Annotated in this window: 18 protein-coding genes; 10 read left to right on the top strand and 8 right to left on the bottom strand. The window is 73.3% G+C overall.

Annotated elements, in window-relative coordinates; all coding sequences use genetic code 11:
* Nucleotides 1–52: 52 nt before the first annotated feature.
* Entirely contained in the window at nucleotides 53–739 is a 687-nt protein-coding gene (locus ACH4XV_RS21880; RefSeq protein WP_395792223.1) for a winged helix-turn-helix transcriptional regulator, read from the bottom strand.
* A gap of 117 nt (nucleotides 740–856) precedes the next feature.
* On the opposite strand from ACH4XV_RS21880, the gene ACH4XV_RS21875 reads away from it, so the two are divergent.
* Nucleotides 857–1738, top strand: coding sequence for an alpha/beta fold hydrolase (locus tag ACH4XV_RS21875; protein WP_395792221.1), 882 nt, complete (start codon nucleotides 857–859; stop codon nucleotides 1736–1738).
* A 67-nt stretch (nucleotides 1739–1805) separates the two neighbouring features.
* Nucleotides 1806–2594: an alpha/beta hydrolase gene (locus tag ACH4XV_RS21870; protein WP_395792928.1), complete on the top strand. Its 789-nt coding sequence runs from the start codon at nucleotides 1806–1808 to the stop codon at nucleotides 2592–2594.
* 28 nt (nucleotides 2595–2622) lie between these two features.
* Here the strand turns inward: ACH4XV_RS21870 and ACH4XV_RS21865 are convergent, their stop codons facing one another.
* Nucleotides 2623–3111, bottom strand: a complete 489-nt coding sequence (locus tag ACH4XV_RS21865) for a hypothetical protein (RefSeq protein ID WP_395792219.1) — start codon at nucleotides 3109–3111, stop codon at nucleotides 2623–2625.
* Between the two features lie 178 nt (nucleotides 3112–3289).
* Nucleotides 3290–3871 (bottom strand): TetR/AcrR family transcriptional regulator, encoded by a 582-nt coding sequence (locus ACH4XV_RS21860; protein ID WP_395792217.1) that lies wholly within the window; start codon nucleotides 3869–3871, stop codon nucleotides 3290–3292.
* A gap of 111 nt (nucleotides 3872–3982) precedes the next feature.
* On the opposite strand from ACH4XV_RS21860, the gene ACH4XV_RS21855 reads away from it, so the two are divergent.
* Nucleotides 3983–4954: an alpha/beta hydrolase gene (locus ACH4XV_RS21855; RefSeq protein WP_395792215.1), complete on the top strand. Its 972-nt coding sequence runs from the start codon at nucleotides 3983–3985 to the stop codon at nucleotides 4952–4954.
* Here ACH4XV_RS21855 and ACH4XV_RS21850 read toward each other — a convergent pair.
* The 4 genes from ACH4XV_RS21850 to ACH4XV_RS21835 form a co-directional block, all read right to left on the bottom strand.
* Nucleotides 4944–5414: a nuclear transport factor 2 family protein gene (locus ACH4XV_RS21850; protein ID WP_395792213.1), complete on the bottom strand. Its 471-nt coding sequence runs from the start codon at nucleotides 5412–5414 to the stop codon at nucleotides 4944–4946. The two genes, ACH4XV_RS21855 and ACH4XV_RS21850, sit on opposite strands and share 11 nt — an antisense overlap.
* Before the next feature lie 115 nt (nucleotides 5415–5529).
* The gene (locus ACH4XV_RS21845) at nucleotides 5530–6519 is read right to left on the bottom strand and encodes a hypothetical protein (RefSeq protein WP_395792211.1); all 990 of its coding nucleotides are present in this window, start codon (nucleotides 6517–6519) and stop codon (nucleotides 5530–5532) included.
* 33 nt (nucleotides 6520–6552) lie between these two features.
* Nucleotides 6553–7461, bottom strand: a complete 909-nt coding sequence (locus ACH4XV_RS21840) for a PhzF family phenazine biosynthesis protein (protein ID WP_395792209.1) — start codon at nucleotides 7459–7461, stop codon at nucleotides 6553–6555.
* Between the two features lie 90 nt (nucleotides 7462–7551).
* Complete coding sequence (locus ACH4XV_RS21835) at nucleotides 7552–8049, bottom strand: carboxymuconolactone decarboxylase family protein (protein ID WP_395792207.1); 498 nt, start codon at nucleotides 8047–8049, stop codon at nucleotides 7552–7554.
* Nucleotides 8050–8165: 116 nt separating this feature from the next.
* Here ACH4XV_RS21835 and ACH4XV_RS21830 point away from each other — a divergent pair, with 116 nt between their 5' ends.
* Entirely contained in the window at nucleotides 8166–8504 is a 339-nt protein-coding gene (locus ACH4XV_RS21830; protein WP_395792205.1) for a GNAT family N-acetyltransferase, read from the top strand.
* 142 nt (nucleotides 8505–8646) lie between these two features.
* A complete protein-coding gene (locus tag ACH4XV_RS21825; RefSeq protein ID WP_395792926.1) occupies nucleotides 8647–8904 on the top strand; it encodes a SpoIIE family protein phosphatase in 258 nt (85 codons plus the stop codon).
* On the opposite strand, the gene ACH4XV_RS21820 is transcribed toward ACH4XV_RS21825, so the two are convergent.
* Nucleotides 8864–9778: a MerR family transcriptional regulator gene (locus ACH4XV_RS21820; RefSeq protein WP_395792203.1), complete on the bottom strand. Its 915-nt coding sequence runs from the start codon at nucleotides 9776–9778 to the stop codon at nucleotides 8864–8866. The two genes, ACH4XV_RS21825 and ACH4XV_RS21820, sit on opposite strands and share 41 nt — an antisense overlap.
* 93 nt (nucleotides 9779–9871) lie before the next feature.
* Between ACH4XV_RS21820 and ACH4XV_RS21815 the strand changes: the two genes are divergently transcribed.
* The 5 genes from ACH4XV_RS21815 (at nucleotide 9872) to ACH4XV_RS21795 (ending at nucleotide 14568) form a co-directional block, all read left to right on the top strand.
* Nucleotides 9872–10744: an alpha/beta fold hydrolase gene (locus tag ACH4XV_RS21815; protein ID WP_395792201.1), complete on the top strand. Its 873-nt coding sequence runs from the start codon at nucleotides 9872–9874 to the stop codon at nucleotides 10742–10744.
* Complete coding sequence (locus tag ACH4XV_RS21810; protein ID WP_395792199.1) at nucleotides 10741–11289, top strand: YybH family protein; 549 nt, start codon at nucleotides 10741–10743, stop codon at nucleotides 11287–11289. Before ACH4XV_RS21815 ends, ACH4XV_RS21810 begins: the two co-directional genes overlap by 4 nt.
* Nucleotides 11290–11293: 4 nt before the next feature.
* A complete protein-coding gene (locus tag ACH4XV_RS21805) occupies nucleotides 11294–12292 on the top strand; it encodes an LLM class flavin-dependent oxidoreductase (RefSeq protein ID WP_395792197.1) in 999 nt (332 codons plus the stop codon).
* 87 nt (nucleotides 12293–12379) lie between these two features.
* A complete protein-coding gene (locus ACH4XV_RS21800; RefSeq protein ID WP_395792195.1) occupies nucleotides 12380–13288 on the top strand; it encodes a DUF1028 domain-containing protein in 909 nt (302 codons plus the stop codon).
* Complete coding sequence (locus ACH4XV_RS21795) at nucleotides 13288–14568, top strand: M20 family metallopeptidase (RefSeq protein WP_395792193.1); 1281 nt, start codon at nucleotides 13288–13290, stop codon at nucleotides 14566–14568. The genes ACH4XV_RS21800 and ACH4XV_RS21795 overlap by 1 nt, the downstream gene beginning before the upstream one ends.
* The last annotated feature ends 9 nt before the right edge of the window (nucleotides 14569–14577 follow it).

Raw genomic sequence — 14577 nt, 5'->3', positions numbered from 1 at the left:
GGGGTCCGACAGCCGGCGGTCGCGCGCGCCCCGCATCCGCGCCCGTACGGGCTCAGCGCGCCGGCAGTGCGTCGACCAGGCGTTCGAGGGCCGCCACGTCGCCCGTGACGGTCAGATCGGCGTCGGCGAGGGCGGATGCCAGGGAGACCTTCCCGGTCAGGACCGACTGCAGGGTCGCGGCCTCGGCGACGACGTGTACGTCCGGCGCGGGCGCGGCCGGATCCTCGCCGCGGGCGACCGTGACGAGTTCGCCGTCGACGACCACGACGCGGTAGGTCTCGCGGCTCAGGTCGATCCGGTACGCCGCCGTCCACGGGGCCTGCGGTCGGGCCACGAAGTACGCCCGCAGGCCGAGCAACACCGTGTCGCTGCCGACGTCCCCCCGGAGCGGCACCACCGGCGAGCGCATGCCCCACACCCGCAGCGCCGCGAAGACCGGCTCCAACTCGGCGCCCCACTCGGTCAGTTCGTACACCTTGGCGGAGGCCGGAGGCGGCAGCACGCGCCGCCGCAACACGCCCACGGCCTCCAGCTCGCGCAGCCGTTGGGCCAGCACGCTCGGGCCGAGACCCGGCAGGGCCGCCTGGATGTCGGCGTATCGCCTCGGCCCGAGCCGCAGTTCGCGCACCACGAGCAGGGCCCAGCGCTCGCCGATCAGGTCGAGCGCGTGCGCGATCGGGCACGCCTGGCCGTAGGTGCGTCGACCGTCGTGCGCGCCGCCGGGAGTTGCTGCCGGCATCCCCGCCTCCTTCGAAAGTGTCGCCACGAGAGCATCTCGCTACGAATATCGTAGCGCAAGCTTCGAAAGTCGTAGTACAGTTCTCGCATCGCCCCATCCACTCCACCGGAGGCATCCATGTGCGCCGCCCACCCCACCTCGACCGAGCGCGTCGTCCACGCCGGTGGTGCCGACCTCGCGGCGCAGGCATTCGGCGACCCCGCGGCGCCCGCGATCCTGCTCATCGGCGGCGCGGAGGCGTCCCGGGACTGGTGGGACGACGACTTCGTCGCCCGGCTCGCCGAATCCGGCCGGTACGTCATCCGCTACGACACCCGGGACACGGGGCAGTCGACCACCTTCCCGCTCGGCGCGCCGACGTACACGCAGGAAGACCTGTTGACCGACGCCCTGGCCGTGCTGGACGCGTACGAACTGGCCGCCGCGCACATCGTCGCCATCTCCATGGGCGGCGGACTCGCCCAGCGCCTGGCCCTCCGGGCCCCCGAGCGGGTCCTGACGCTCACCCTGCTCTCCACCAGCCCGGGCGGCCCCGGCGACAACGACGGTCCGGAGCTGCCGCCGATGAGCGAGTCCCTGCAAAAGGTGTTCGCCGAACCCGCGCCCGCCCCCGACTGGGCGGACCGCGACGCGGTCATCGCGTACTTCCTGGCCGCCGAACACGCGTTCGCCGGAACCATCCCCGTCGACGAGGAGCGCGTGCGGCTGACCGCGGGGCGTGCGTTCGACCGCAGCCCGGTCCCCGCCGCTGCGGCCAACCACTGGACGATCGACGGCGGCGAGCCGATCCGCGCCCGCCTCGGCGAGATCACCGCGCCCACGCTCGTCCTGCACGGCACCGCCGATCCGCTGTTCCCGTACGGCCACGCGGAGGCCCTGGCCCGCGAGATCCCCGGCAGTACGCTGATCCCGGTACCGGGCATGGGCCACCAAATGCCGCCCGAGGCGACGTGGGACACCATCGTTCCGGCGATCGTTCGACAGACCGCGGCCTCCTGACCGGCGGCGGACGCGCGAGGGCGGGCCCGCGACGCGGTGCCGCCGCGAAAGGCGGAACACCATGCGCATGCGTTTCACGTCGGAGACGACCTCGGCCGGCGTCTCGGAACGAGCCTTCGGCCTCGGCGACATCCCGGGTGTGCTGTGGACGCCCGCCGAGGCTCCCGACACATGTCCACTGGTACTGCTCGGTCACGGCGGCGGCATGCATGCGCGAACCCCGGGCCTGGCCGCGCGGGCCCGCCGGTTCGCGACCGCCCACGGATTCGCGGTGGCGGCCGTCGACGCCCCCGGGCACGGCGAGCGGCCCAGGACGCGTCGGGACGAGGAGTTCGCCGCCGGCGTGCGCCGGCGGCTCGCGACCGGCCGCCCGTTGGGTTCCGAACTGGCCGAGTACAGCGGTGGGTTGGCCGCCCGGGCGGTACCCGAGTGGCGCGCCGTCCTGGATGCCCTCCGGGACTCGGAGCATGTCGGCGCTGCCGGCCCGGTCGGGTACTGGGGCCTGTCCATGGGCAGCGCGATCGGCATCCCGCTCGTCGCCGCCGAACCGCGGATCGGCGCGGCTGTGTTCGGCCTCGCCGGGCACACGAGTCTGATGGAGGCGGCGATGCGGATCACCGTCCCGATCGGGTTCCTCGTCCAGTGGGACGACGAACTGATCCCGCGCGACCGGGCGTTGGCCCTCTTCGATGCGTTCGGTGCGAAGGACAAGACGCTGCACGCCAATACCGGCGGCCACACGGACGTGCCCGCCTTCGAGGTGGAAGACTCCGGACGCTTCCTCGCCCGCCATCTCGGCGGCGCCCCGGCCGACCTCGGCCCGGGTTCCGCCCCGGGTCGGCGCCCCGGCGTCTGAGCATCGCCGAGGCGCCGGTCGTTCGCCGCTAAGCGGTCAACTGCACCGGGAGTTGGCCGGCTCCGTCGAAGGTGGGAAAGACGGACACGTGTCCGTGATGCACGTCAGGGGTGCCGAGGCTGGTCAACTCCCAGTTCGCGTCGACGACGCCCGGGCCGCACGGCAGGAATCCGGCGCCGGACGGCATCGCCGTCGGCATGATCTGGAGAGAGCTGAACCCGACCTGCACGGTGCTGCCGACGGTACAGGTGTAGGTGCCGCCGATGGTCAGCGTGCCGTTGTTCGGCGGGAACGAACTCGGCCGGGCCTCGGCCCAGAGCACCACGAGCGACTTGGTGTTCTGTACGACGGCGTGGTGCGGTGTGGCGGCGTTGTGCGCGGCGTGCGGCGCGGCGACGGCCGTGGGTGCGGCCAGGCCCACGGCCACGATGGCACACGCGGCGGCGCAGAGCCGACGGCCGAGCCTGGCGCCCCGAGGCTTCGACGTATACGGCCTCGATAACGAGGGTGCGGACATTGCGAACTCCTTCACAGGTGTCGGACGTTCGTTCCGACACCGCATGGTCGGGACGACGAATCGGGGCAACCGGTGCCCCGCGCCCAGGAGACCATGCCCCGGGCGCCGGAACCAGCTCATCCCGAAACAGGGATCGGGTCGCCGCGAAGCAGGGATCGGCCCGTTTCGGCGGGATCGTTCAGGCCGGATCGGCGGGCCTGTTGGTGGCGAAGAGGGGCACGATCATCTCGATCAGTGCGGTGACGTCGGCCTCGACCATCGGTTCGCCGGTCATGCCCATACGGTGCAGCAGGGTTCCCACGACGACGTCGATGAAGAACAGGACCCGGTTCTCCGGCTCGCCGAGTGCGTTCTGAAACGCGATGCGGTACGGGTCCTGGAACCGCGTGGACAGGATCTCGCGCAGGGCGGGATCGCTGACCGCGTCGCTGAACACGCCCGCGAACGCGTCGCCCACCCCGGGCTCGCCGATCTTCGCCGCGATCCAGCGGATGGTCGAGGTCAGCGCCTCGGCGCGATCGGCGCCCTCCAGCGGCGCCGGACCGAACGCGTCCAGCAGGCAGTCCACGATCAGCGCGCCCTTCGACGGCCAGCGCCGATAGACGGTCGACTTCGCGACACCCGCCGCGACCGCGATGCGCTCGACGGTGGCGCGCGCGTAACCGAGTTCGCGGACCGTGTTCAGCGTGGCGGCGAAGACCACGTCGTTGACGCCCGCGCGCGGACGACCGGGCGGCCTGGCGGCAGCAGTCGATGTCATGGCCACACGATATCCCTTTGCGCTACCTTAGGTATCGATACCTGAGGTAGCGATACCTCGGGTAGCGAAACCTGGGCAGGTCGAGCACGACCCGGAGCGCAAGGAGAAACCATGAGCGAGGTCACCACCATCGAGCGGCCGGCGGAGCCGAACTGGTCGGAGTTGACGGCCGAGGAACTGGTCGCCTATCGCGAGGCGGAGAACCGCTTCCGGGCGTCCGACGCCGCGCGGGCGATCACCGGAGAGCCGGAGGCCGGCGTCACGATCGAGTGGCGGACTCTGGCCCTGCCCGGTCGCGATCTGCCGGTGCGGGTATACCGGCCGGCGCCGCCCGAACACGACGGGCGGCGCGGGCAGGACGCCGGGGCCGGGCTGCCGCTCGTGCTCCACGTGCACGGTGGCGGATTCGTGGGCACCGCGGTACAGAGCGACTGGGTCAACAGCGGGCTCGCCGGCCGGCTGCCCGCGGTCGTCGTCTCGGTCGAGCACCGCCTCGTGGACGAGGCGAATCCGCTGGCGGTGGCCGTCGACGACGGCTGGGACGTGTACCGCCACGTCGTGCGAGACGCCGCCGAGTGGGGCATCGACCCGGCCCGGACCGCCGTGCTTGGCGAGAGTTGCGGCGGGTTGATCTGCGCCCTGGTCGCGATCCGGGCCGCCGAGGCCGGGCTGCCGCTTCGGGCACAGGTTCTGGTCAACCCCGCCGTCGACGTCACGGACACGATGTTCGAGCACGACTCGATGCGGGAGTACGCGCGGACCCCGACGCTCGCCCTGCCGGTGCTGCACCTGATCCGGCGGCTCGGGGTGCCGGCGGGCACGGACCCGCGTCCGCTCTCGCCGCTGCACGCCGACACACCGGGCGGCCTGGCCCCGGCGCTCGTGGTGGTGCCGACCCGGGACCCGCTGGCCGATCACGGCCGCCGCTACGCCGAACGACTGCACACGACCGGGACGCCCGCGCGGCTGAGCGAATACCCGGAAGCGGGGCACGCGTTCCTCAGCCTGCCGGGCCTGGTGCCACAGGCCGAGCCCGCGCGGGCGGAGATCCTCGGCTTCCTCGGCGCCTCGCTCAGCGCGTGACGTCGCCCGCCAGGCCGTCGCCGTCGCCGTCGAACGCGGCGGCGACGGCGAGGCTGTCCTCGTACACGTGATGACGGGTGATCAGGCCGTCCTCGACGGTCAGGTGCAGGGCGAAGCGGGCCGTGTACGCCCGCCCGGTGCTGCGCGCCGTCTGCCGGATCTCGCCCAGCACGACGGCGTCGGCACCGTCGACCAGGATCCGCTCGACCGTGGTGCCCACCCGTTCCGGCACGTGGTGTTCGGCGATCAGCCGGTAGTGCTCGGCGGCCTCGGCACCCGTGGTGCGCCGCCGGATCCACGGCGTGGCCGCCCGCCCGTGCTCGGCCAGCGGCCAGTCCAGTTTCCAGTCGACGGATTCGGCGTACAGGTCGGCGATCGCCTCGGCGTCGCCGGCCCCGATCCGGCGCAGGAGTTCGCCCACCACGTCGCGGGTGGGGTCAGAGGTCGGGTCCGCGTTCATTCGAATCGCCCTTCCGTTCGCGTGCGACCGGCCGACCCGGTCGTCCCCGCCCGACGAACGTACGCACGGCCCGCGCCGGGCGAATCCGTCACGCATAGGTAACCGCCGGCGCGCCCTACGGGAGCGCCGCGGCGAGTGCCCCGTGCAGGCGCTCGTAGGTCGGGGCCAGCCGGCGGAACCCGGCCGCCAGGGCCCGGTCGTCGCCGATCACCAGGGGGTATTGCAGGCCGCCGAGGATCCGGGCCTGGTCGGTCACGATCGAGGCGGCCTCGGTCCGGCCGATCCCGGCGAGACAGGTCGCGGCGTCGACGAGCCGGCGGACGCCGACGCGGATCGCGAACACTTCGAGGAGGACCCGGACCTGAGCCGCGAGTCCGCCGTCCACCTGGGCGGCGAGGCGTTGCAGCGCGGCGCCGCCGGCGAGGGATCCCGCCGGCATCGGCAGGTCCTCGCGCCCGCCCGACCAGCCGACCGCCGCGGCCAGCGAGCGGCGCAACGCCTCGGCGGGGGCGACCTGTTCGCGGCGCACGAAGTCGGTCCGCATGACGAACGGTTCGTCCGTGTAGGTGACCTTCTCCGCCTGCCACGAGGCCGTGAACCGGTCGATCGGGAGGGTGGCGTACGGATGGCCGTGCGGGTCGTGCAACAGCACGGTGTCGTCGGTGACTTCGAGGACCACCACGTAGTGGTCGGCGACCCCGAGGTCACCGCCGATGTCGTCCCCGATGCCCGGGTCGGCGATCCCCGAGCCCTGGACGAACGCCCCTCGCGTCTCGGGCAGGTAGTGCAGCAGGCCCATGTCCACCGGGCCGACCAGGACGGGTCCGCGGGCACAGGCCGCCCGCAGCCGGGCGACGGCCTCCGCGGGCGTGCCGCCCGCGTCGCGCGTGCGGGACCAGCCGAGGAGCGCGATCGCGTCGTCGAGGCCCCGGTCCGGATCCCACCCGTACGGATCGAACAACGGCACGACACCGCCGATGAGTTGGCAGCCGAAGGGCGAGCCGGTCAGGGTCTCGATGACGGCGAGCGAGGGGGCCTCGGCGCCGAGCACCATCGCGAGGGAGGACGAGTAGCAGTAGGGGCCGGAGCCCATGTAGGCGAACATGCGGACAGTCGAGCGCCTGACACGGGGAGAGGGTCAACCCGGCGGGAGACGCACCGTCCGGGTGACCCGCGCGGCGCCGCCCAGGTGGATCGACGTGCCCGAGGTGCCGGCGGTGATCGTGGCGGGGCTGCCCAGCGAGTCGCCCATCTCGACGGCGATCTCGGTGAACCCCCGATCGGCCAGGTGCGCGGCGAGGCACGCGGTGCTGTTGGCGTTCGCGATGTCCTCCGGCACGCCGATCGACGGGGCGAACACGCGGGCCGCCATCCGGCCGGTGGGCGTCGGCACGGAGTAGACGCAGCAGCCCAGGAAGCCGAGCCGATCACACGCGGCACGCAGTCGTTCCGGATCCGGATCGAGGGCGGCGAGGGCGGACCGGCCGGCGACGGGGACCAGCAACCGCGACCGCCCCGGCGAGCCGACGCGGATGTCGGCGGCGACCGCGTCGGGAGCGATGCCGAGCGCGGGCAGGACGAGGTCGCACTCGCCCGCCGTGGCCGCGCGCAGCCCGATGCGGCCGGCGTCGAACGTGGCGTCGACGTGCGTTGCCCGCCGCGTGGCCCGGCCCGCGAAGACGCGCCCCGCCGTGTGGAGCGTGGCCCGATACTCGTCGCCCTCGGCCCGTACGGCCCGCTCGTCCCCCTCGGCCCGCTCGGCGAGGAAGGCCAGCGCGGCGACCGTCCCGTGGCCGCACGCGGGCAGTTCCCCCTCGGCGGTGAAAAAGCGCAGGGAGACCGCCGGCTCGTGGGTGCGCTCCTCGCGCACCGAAACGAACACGGCGTGCGACGTGCCCGACAGGGTCGGTATCCGCCGCCGCTCGGCATCGCTCAGCGCCACGTCGTCGAGCACGGCGGTGGGACTGCCGCCGTGGCCTCGACCGTCCGCGCCGCCTCCGCGCAGACACGCGTGCACGATCGCGACGGGCAGCCCGTGCCCACGCATCAGCCGAGGGCGAGTCGGTCGACGACAATCACACGCAGCACGGTACCCACCCCCCCGGGTCGGGCCGAACTCGCGCCCCCGCCCCGCGGATCAGACCGAACGGTTCGTGGCCGGCGGGCGTACGGGGTGCTTGCTCAACACGGACACCCGGTTGAACGCGTTCATCGTGATCGCCACCCAGATCACCGCCGAGATCTCGGCGTCGGAGAACACCGCCCGCGCCGCCTCGTACGCCGTGTGCTGCGCACCCGCGTCGGCGGGATGCGTGGTGGCCTCGGCCAGCGCGAGCGCCGCCCGCTCCCGGGCGTCGAACAGCAGGGTGTCGCGCCAGGCCGGCAGCACGGCGATCCGCTGCGGCGTCTCGCCCGCGCGCAACGCGGTCCGGGTGTGCAGGTCGAGGCAGAACGCGCAGGTATTGAGCTGGGACACCCGGATGTTCAACAGTTCGACGAGCGGCCGTTCCAGACCGGCCTCGGCGGCGACCTCGTGCACGGCCTCGGCGGTCGCGAGCAACGCCTTGTACGCGGCGGGGCTCTGCTTGTCGATGTAGACACGTCGGTCCTGGGCCGGCACTACCGCTTCGGTCATCTGCACTCCTTGATCGCGCGATCCCTCGTCGCACGTCCTATCATCAACATCGTGATTGTTGAAAGTGGAACTTTCGCAATCCGGCTCAACCCGCCCCACCCCACGAAGGATTCGCGATGACGGAGCAGGCCGTTGTACCCACCGTCCACAACGTTGCCGACCGGCACCGCTACGAGATCCGCGTCGACGACGCGTTCGCCGGTCTCACGGCGTACCACGACCGGGGCGAGCAGCGCGTTTTCTATCACACCAAGATCGACGACGCGTTCGCCGGCCGAGGTCTGGCCTCCGTGCTGGTACGGGAGGCGCTGAACGACGTGCGCGCGGCCGGGATGCGGGTGGTCCCGGTCTGCCCCTACGTCAAGCAATTCCTGGGCAAGCACGAGGAGTTCACCGACCTGGTCGACCCGGTGACCCCCGAGATCCTGCGGTGGCTGCAGGAGGTCCAGGGCTGACCCGCCCGAGCCCCGCCTCGACCGGCGCCGGCCCGCCACGGGGCCGACGCCGGTGGCGCCGTGACGCGCTCCGGGACCTTCGCGACCGAGCGACCGTCCGGGCGGTCGCCATCGCGGCTACGAACCTCTCACCCGCCGACTCCTGCCCGACGAGACGCTGCTGCTGTACACCGACGGCCTGGTCGAGCGCCGGGGCCAGGACATCGACGACTCGCCGGCCCGGCTCGCGGCCCTTCGCCCGCCCGCAGGGGGCACGCCCGACGACCTGCTCGAGGGGGTGCTCCTCGGCCTCGCGCCGCACACCGGAGAGGACGACATCGCGCTGCTCGCGGCGCGCGCGTCCTCGGTGAGCGGCCCGGTCAGGCCCGGTCCGGCGCGGGGTCGTCGCCGGGTGGGGTGAAGCCGGACGCGGCCTTGATGATGCGTCGGGTCATCGGGTCGGACCAGGCATTGGGGGAGAGGACTTCGATCCAGATCGCCCGGGCGGTCTTGCGGCCGACGTTCTCCCAGGAGATCAGGGTGCGGGACGGGAGGGCGACCGAGTCGCCCTCGGCGATGTCTATCGGTTCGGCGACCCGCTCGTGGTCGCCGAGTCCGCCGCCGACCCGGACGCGGAGCGATCCGGACATCAGGAACGCGAAGGACTCGCCCGGCCGGGAGTAGGGGCCGCCGCTGGATCCGTGCGGCGGAATGGTCAGCAGGGCCGGTTCGAGGTCGTGGCCGGGCAGGAGCAGTTCCTCCCACTGCACGCCACCCTCCAGGACGACGCTCGCGCGCTCGTCGGCGCGGACCACGCTGGCGTTGGTTCGGGCGAAGGACGCGAGGCTGCTCATCGGGACACCGAGGGCGTCGGTGATCCGGGCGATCAGCTGGGTCGAGGCACGTTCCACGCCGCGCTCGATCGAGGACAGGTGGGATACGGACGTGCCGGTCAGCGCGGCGAGTTCCTTCAGGGACAGGCCGCTCGCCAGCCGGGCGCGACGCAGCCGACCGCCGTCGGCCGGTGCCTCGGCTGCCGGTTCGTCGGCGGCCGGGGGAGTGGCGTCGGCGGGGTCCGGTTCGCCGAGTGAGGTACGGATCGCGGCGGGATTCCAGCCGTGTCTGCGGCGCAGGTCGGCGATCCGGCGGGCCCGGCCGACGTGCTCGGGGCCGTAGCGGCGTTGCCCGCCGGGCGTGCGGTCCGGTACGAGCAGGTCCTGCTTCTCCCACGCGCGCAGGGTCTGGGGACTGACCCCGACCTCGGCCGCGACATCGCCGATCGTTCGCCAACTCATGCCCCGGAGTCTAGGGCGGTTCGCGATCTCTGCTCTCGACAAACTTACATCGTTACTGTAACTATGGCGCCCCAAGCGAAGAGGGGAGCCTCGATGTCATCCCTGGAACGAATCGTCTTCGGCACGACGGTGGACACGAACGCGGATGCGGACGCGGCCGGGCACTCGACATCCGCACTGCTCAGGCAGGGCGGCCTGCCCGGTTCCCCCACGGCGCTCCTCGTCCATCCGGCCAACCTCCGGGCGCGGTGCTGGCGCGCCGTGCTCGCGGCGCTGCCCGCCGACTGGCGGTGTGTGGCCATCGACCTGTCCGGGCACGGCGCGTCGCCCCGCCGCGCCGCCTACGGCGTGAACGGGTGGGTGGCGGAGTGTGTGGCCCTCCTGGACGCGCTGGACGCGGCGCGGGTGCACGTGGTCGGCGCGTCCGTCGGCGCCGCCGTGGCGGTCGAACTGGCGGCGGTGCACCCGGACCGGGTCGCGAGCGTGACCACGGTGGGCGGTGCCTTCCGTGCCGCCGAACCGGGCGATACCCGGGAGTTCCTGGCGGCGATCGCCGCGATGGGCGTACGGCAGGCGGTGTTGGACGTGCTCGCGGACGAACCCGGCCTGGACGACGCCCTGTTCGCCACCGTCGCGGCCGACGTCAGCGTCAACCCCGACGACACGGCGGCGGCGATCTGGACGGCCGCCGCCGCGGCCGCCGGCCTGGACGCGGCGCCCCGTCTGCGCTGTCCGACCCTTGCCATCGTCGGGGACGGCGACCGGGGTTGCCCCGTCGCGGACTCCCGCGCCTTCGCGGACCTGACCGGCGGCCGGCTCGCCGTCCTGGTCGGACACGGACACCTGCCCATGTACACCGCACCCGCCCGGGTCGCGGCGTACATCGCCTCCCTCGTCGACGGCACCCGGTCGGGTCGACCCCGACCCGACCGAGGCCCGATCACCCGAAAGGAACGTCGAGCATGACCGACAGCCCGTTCGCGGAACGCACCGCGCCCGAGGCGGACATCGCCGAGATCCTGCGCCTGCACCGGCAGTGGTGGGAGTCCAACATCGGCTGGGACATCGACCGCATGGTCGAGGTGTTCCCATCGCCCGGCGACGAGTACCTGATGTTCAACTTCAACGGGCACCCGTACTTCGGCATGACCGAGAAGGTCGCGTTGTGGAAGTGGTACCGCGAACTCATCGCGCAGACCGGCGGTTTGCGGACCCGGATCATGCGCCTGGAGGTCCGTGCCGACACCGCCTGGCTGGCCTGCGAGTTCACCATCGACGCGGAGATGCTGGACGGCGGCGAGTGGACGGTCGACGCGGTCGACGCGACGCTCGGCCGGGCCACCGAGATCTACCACCGCGACGGCGGCACCGGCGCGCCCGAGTGGCGCATGTGGCACACCCACATCACCGCGCTGCCCGACCCGGGCGAGAAGCGGCCCGGGTTCGACGACTCCACCGACAGCCGCGGCCTGGGGTGGACACCCTGGAACCCGCTCCCGAAAGGCGTCTGAGCCGATGACCACCACCGGACGCGCCCCACGGATCGCCCTCGTGCTGGGTAGTTCGCAACGACCGGCCGAGATCGTCGCGGCGGCCCGGGCCGCCGAGCGCGGCGGCTTCGACGAACTGTGGGTCGGCGAGGACTACTTCTACACCGGCGCGATCGCCGCCGCCGGCGCCGTCCTGGCCGCGACCGAACTCCCGGTCGGCATCGGCATCGTGCCCACCACCTCGCGCCATCCGGCGCTGCTGGCCATGGAGTTGGCCACGCTCGCCGGCCTGTACCCGGGCCGGCTGAGCGCCGGGGTCGGCGCCGGGGTCCCGGACTGGCTGGACCAGATGGCCATCCGGTCCCGGACGCCGCTGGCCTCGGTCCGCGACGTCATCGCCGGGCTGCGCACCCTCCTCGCCGGGGAGACGCTGACCGTCGAGGCGTCGTCGTATCAGGCCCGCGAGGTGCGACTGGCGCATCCGCCGGCGGTGATGCCGCCCATCCTCGCGGGCGTCGGAGGCCCCAAGGCGCTTGCCATGTCCGGCGGTTCGGCCGACGGGACGGTGCTGTCCGTGCTCGCGGGCACGCGCTACGTGCGCTGGGCCGCCGAGCGGGTGGCCGCCGGCGGCGCCGGGGCCGGGCACGACCTGGTGGCGTACGCGCTGTGCTCGGTCGACCCGGACGCCGCCGTCGCCCGCGAGCGGCTGCGCGAGTTGTTCGGGCTGTACCTGCTCGCCGGACCGCGCAACCCGATGACCGAGGCGCACGGGATCGCCGACGAGGCCGAGGCGCTGGCCGCACTGGACTTCGACGACGCGGTGCGGGCCATCCCCGACGCCTGGATCGAGGAGTTGGCGGTCGTCGGCACTCCCGCCGACTGCGCCGAGCGGATCACGCTCCTCGCCGAGGCCGGGGCGGACCGCGTCGCGCTCTGCCCGGACCCCGACCAGGACGCCGAGGCACAGGTCGACCTGCTCGCGCGCGAACTGCTTCCGCTGCTTCCGGGACGCGCCGGCGGCTGAGACGACGGGCGGCCGGACCCGGCGCCCTGGGGCCGGCCGCCCCCCAGCGGCACACGAGACGGCATACGACAGCGATCGGAGATTCCGATGACCTATTCGATGGTGAGCTTCAATCGCGACGACGGCTCCCTGGGGTTCGCCTCGCAGTCGCACTTCTTCGCCGTGGGCTCCGTCGTGGGCGACGCCGAGGCCGGCGTCGGCGTGGTGGTCAGCCAGGCGTTCGCCAACATGGATTGGCCGCACGAGGGCCTGGCGCTGCTGCGGGCGGGCGCGACGCCCGACGACGTACTGGATGCGCTCACGTCGGCGGATCCGCAGGCCGAGTATCGCCAGGCGATCGTGATGGACGCCGGCGGCCGCTACGCCTGCTTCACCGGCACCGGCTGCGCGCCGCACACCGGCGTCGCGCGCGGCGAGGGCATGGCGGCGGTGGGCAACATGCTCGCCTCGGACACGGTGTGCACGGCCATGCTCGCCACCCACCGCGCCTCGACCTCGACCCACGCCGACCGGCTCGTCGCGGCGCTGCTCGCGGGCGAACGGGCCGGGGGAGACGCGCGGGGGTCGCAGTCGGCGGTGCTCAAGGTGGTCGGCCCGGTCCGGGACGAGCGGCCCTGGCGGCACGTGCTCGCGGACATCCGGGTCGACGACCACGCCGACCCGGTGGGCGAGTTGCGCCGGCTGCTGCCCATCCACGACGGTTTCCGGGCGATCGGGGCGGCCTTGTTCGCCCCGCCCCTGGTCATCGGCGACGCCTCCGGGATCGTCGCCGACCGGGCCCGGGAGGCGATCGCCGCGCTCGCGTCCGCCGCGATCGGCCTCGGCGCCAACCGTGAGGCGGACCTTTGGCGGGCGGTGGTGCTGCTGCGCAGCGGCCGGGTCGAGGCGGGACGCGCTCTGATCGACGAACTGAGCGCCGGACGCCCGCAATTGGCCGATTTCGCGCGCGGCCTGGCGCAAGTCGGGATCCTGCCGCGGAGCGAGGTGATCCGCTGATGGCGAGCGCCTCGCCGCACACACCCGATTCCGCCGTCGACGCCTTCGTCCGGGTGGATCGGGTCACCCGCACCGCGGCCGACCTGGTGCGCGTCGACACCCGCAACCCGCCCGGCCGGGAGGCCGCGGCCGTACCCGCGCTGCTCGACCTGATGGGGGCGATCGGCTGCGCCGGCGAGGTGTTCACGTCGATCGGCGGCCGGCCGTCGGTGCTCGCCCGGTACGGCACCGGCGCGCCCGGGCGGCCGACCCTGCTGATCAACGGCCACGTGGACGTGGTGCCGGTGGTCGAGGCGGACTGGACCACGCCGCCGTTCGACCCGGTCGTCCGCGGCGGCCGGCTGATCGGTCGCGGCGCGGCCGACATGAAGGGCGGGATCGCCGCCGCCGTCGAGGGGCTGCGCGCGTGCCTGGACGCCGGGCTCGCACCGGACGCCGACATCGTCTTCCACCTCGTCGCCGACGAGGAGACCGGCGGCGCCCACGGTACGGCGGCACTCGTCGACGCCGGCCTGGTCCGGGCCGACGCGTGCATCGTCCCCGAGCCGACCGGGCTGCGCGTCGCGGTGGCCGAACGCGGCTCCTGGCAGGCCAGGATCGAGGTCTTCGGTACGGCCGGACACGGCGGCGAACCGGCGCTCGGCCGCTCCGCGGTGGCCGACGCGGCGCGGATCACCACCGCCCTGCACCTGGCCCGCTTCCACGACCGGCCACACCCGCTGCTCGGCAGCCCGACGTGCAACGTGGCGATGGTGCGCGGCGGCGTCGCGGCCAACGTGATCGCCCCCGCCTGCGAGTTGACCATCGACCGGCGCACGCTGCCCGGGGAGCGCGCCGACGACGTGTACGCCTCGATCGTGCGCACCATCGACGCGAGGTGCCCCGACGTCGACTATCGCGTACTGCCGACGTTCTTCTGCGAGGCATCCGAACTGCCCCTGCCGCACCCCTTCGCGGACTTCGTCGACACGTGCCGACCGCGCCCGCGCACCCGCTCCCATTCCCGACCCCGCTCGCGCGCCGCGCAGGACGAGGGCTTCATCGGCCTCTCGCTCGGCTCCGACGCCCGTTTCCTGCGCAATCGTCTCGGCATCCCCACCGTCGTCTACGGTCCCGGCTCGATCGAGCAGGCCCACGGCGCCGACGAGTGGGTCGGGATCGGCGACCTCACCCTCGCCGCGCGCACCTTCGCCCGCGCCATCGCGGGATTCGCCGACTTCGTGGCACAGGCCGACACCGGCCGCGTCTCCCCGAGCAGACAAACCGGCAGACAACTGTAGATTCTGCCC

The organism is Embleya sp. NPDC020630, assembly GCF_044334985.1.
Classification (GTDB): domain Bacteria; phylum Actinomycetota; class Actinomycetes; order Streptomycetales; family Streptomycetaceae; genus Embleya.
The sequence above is the reverse complement of the archived record's forward strand: the minus strand, read 5'-3'. Positions and strand labels throughout refer to the sequence as shown.

What these genes read in the sequence shown, in the direction of transcription:
- ACH4XV_RS21800 (WP_395792195.1), top strand. Translation starts at nt 12,380, where the DNA reads ATGACCTATTCGATGGTGAGCTTCAATCGCGACGACGGCTCCCTGGGG.
- ACH4XV_RS21865 (WP_395792219.1), bottom strand. Translation starts at nt 3,111, where the DNA reads ATGTCCGCACCCTCGTTATCGAGGCCGTATACGTCGAAGCCTCGGGGC.
- ACH4XV_RS21870 (WP_395792928.1), top strand. Translation starts at nt 1,806, where the DNA reads ATGCGTTTCACGTCGGAGACGACCTCGGCCGGCGTCTCGGAACGAGCC.
- ACH4XV_RS21855 (WP_395792215.1), top strand. Translation starts at nt 3,983, where the DNA reads ATGAGCGAGGTCACCACCATCGAGCGGCCGGCGGAGCCGAACTGGTCG.
- ACH4XV_RS21840 (WP_395792209.1), bottom strand. Translation starts at nt 7,461, where the DNA reads ATGCGTGGGCACGGGCTGCCCGTCGCGATCGTGCACGCGTGTCTGCGC.
- ACH4XV_RS21815 (WP_395792201.1), top strand. Translation starts at nt 9,872, where the DNA reads ATGTCATCCCTGGAACGAATCGTCTTCGGCACGACGGTGGACACGAAC.
- ACH4XV_RS21880 (WP_395792223.1), bottom strand. Translation starts at nt 739, where the DNA reads ATGCCGGCAGCAACTCCCGGCGGCGCGCACGACGGTCGACGCACCTAC.
- ACH4XV_RS21835 (WP_395792207.1), bottom strand. Translation starts at nt 8,049, where the DNA reads ATGACCGAAGCGGTAGTGCCGGCCCAGGACCGACGTGTCTACATCGAC.
- ACH4XV_RS21795 (WP_395792193.1), top strand. Translation starts at nt 13,288, where the DNA reads ATGGCGAGCGCCTCGCCGCACACACCCGATTCCGCCGTCGACGCCTTC.
- ACH4XV_RS21875 (WP_395792221.1), top strand. Translation starts at nt 857, where the DNA reads ATGTGCGCCGCCCACCCCACCTCGACCGAGCGCGTCGTCCACGCCGGT.
- ACH4XV_RS21820 (WP_395792203.1), bottom strand. Translation starts at nt 9,778, where the DNA reads ATGAGTTGGCGAACGATCGGCGATGTCGCGGCCGAGGTCGGGGTCAGT.
- ACH4XV_RS21850 (WP_395792213.1), bottom strand. Translation starts at nt 5,414, where the DNA reads ATGAACGCGGACCCGACCTCTGACCCCACCCGCGACGTGGTGGGCGAA.
- ACH4XV_RS21860 (WP_395792217.1), bottom strand. Translation starts at nt 3,871, where the DNA reads ATGACATCGACTGCTGCCGCCAGGCCGCCCGGTCGTCCGCGCGCGGGC.
- ACH4XV_RS21810 (WP_395792199.1), top strand. Translation starts at nt 10,741, where the DNA reads ATGACCGACAGCCCGTTCGCGGAACGCACCGCGCCCGAGGCGGACATC.
- ACH4XV_RS21845 (WP_395792211.1), bottom strand. Translation starts at nt 6,519, where the DNA reads ATGTTCGCCTACATGGGCTCCGGCCCCTACTGCTACTCGTCCTCCCTC.
- ACH4XV_RS21830 (WP_395792205.1), top strand. Translation starts at nt 8,166, where the DNA reads ATGACGGAGCAGGCCGTTGTACCCACCGTCCACAACGTTGCCGACCGG.
- ACH4XV_RS21805 (WP_395792197.1), top strand. Translation starts at nt 11,294, where the DNA reads ATGACCACCACCGGACGCGCCCCACGGATCGCCCTCGTGCTGGGTAGT.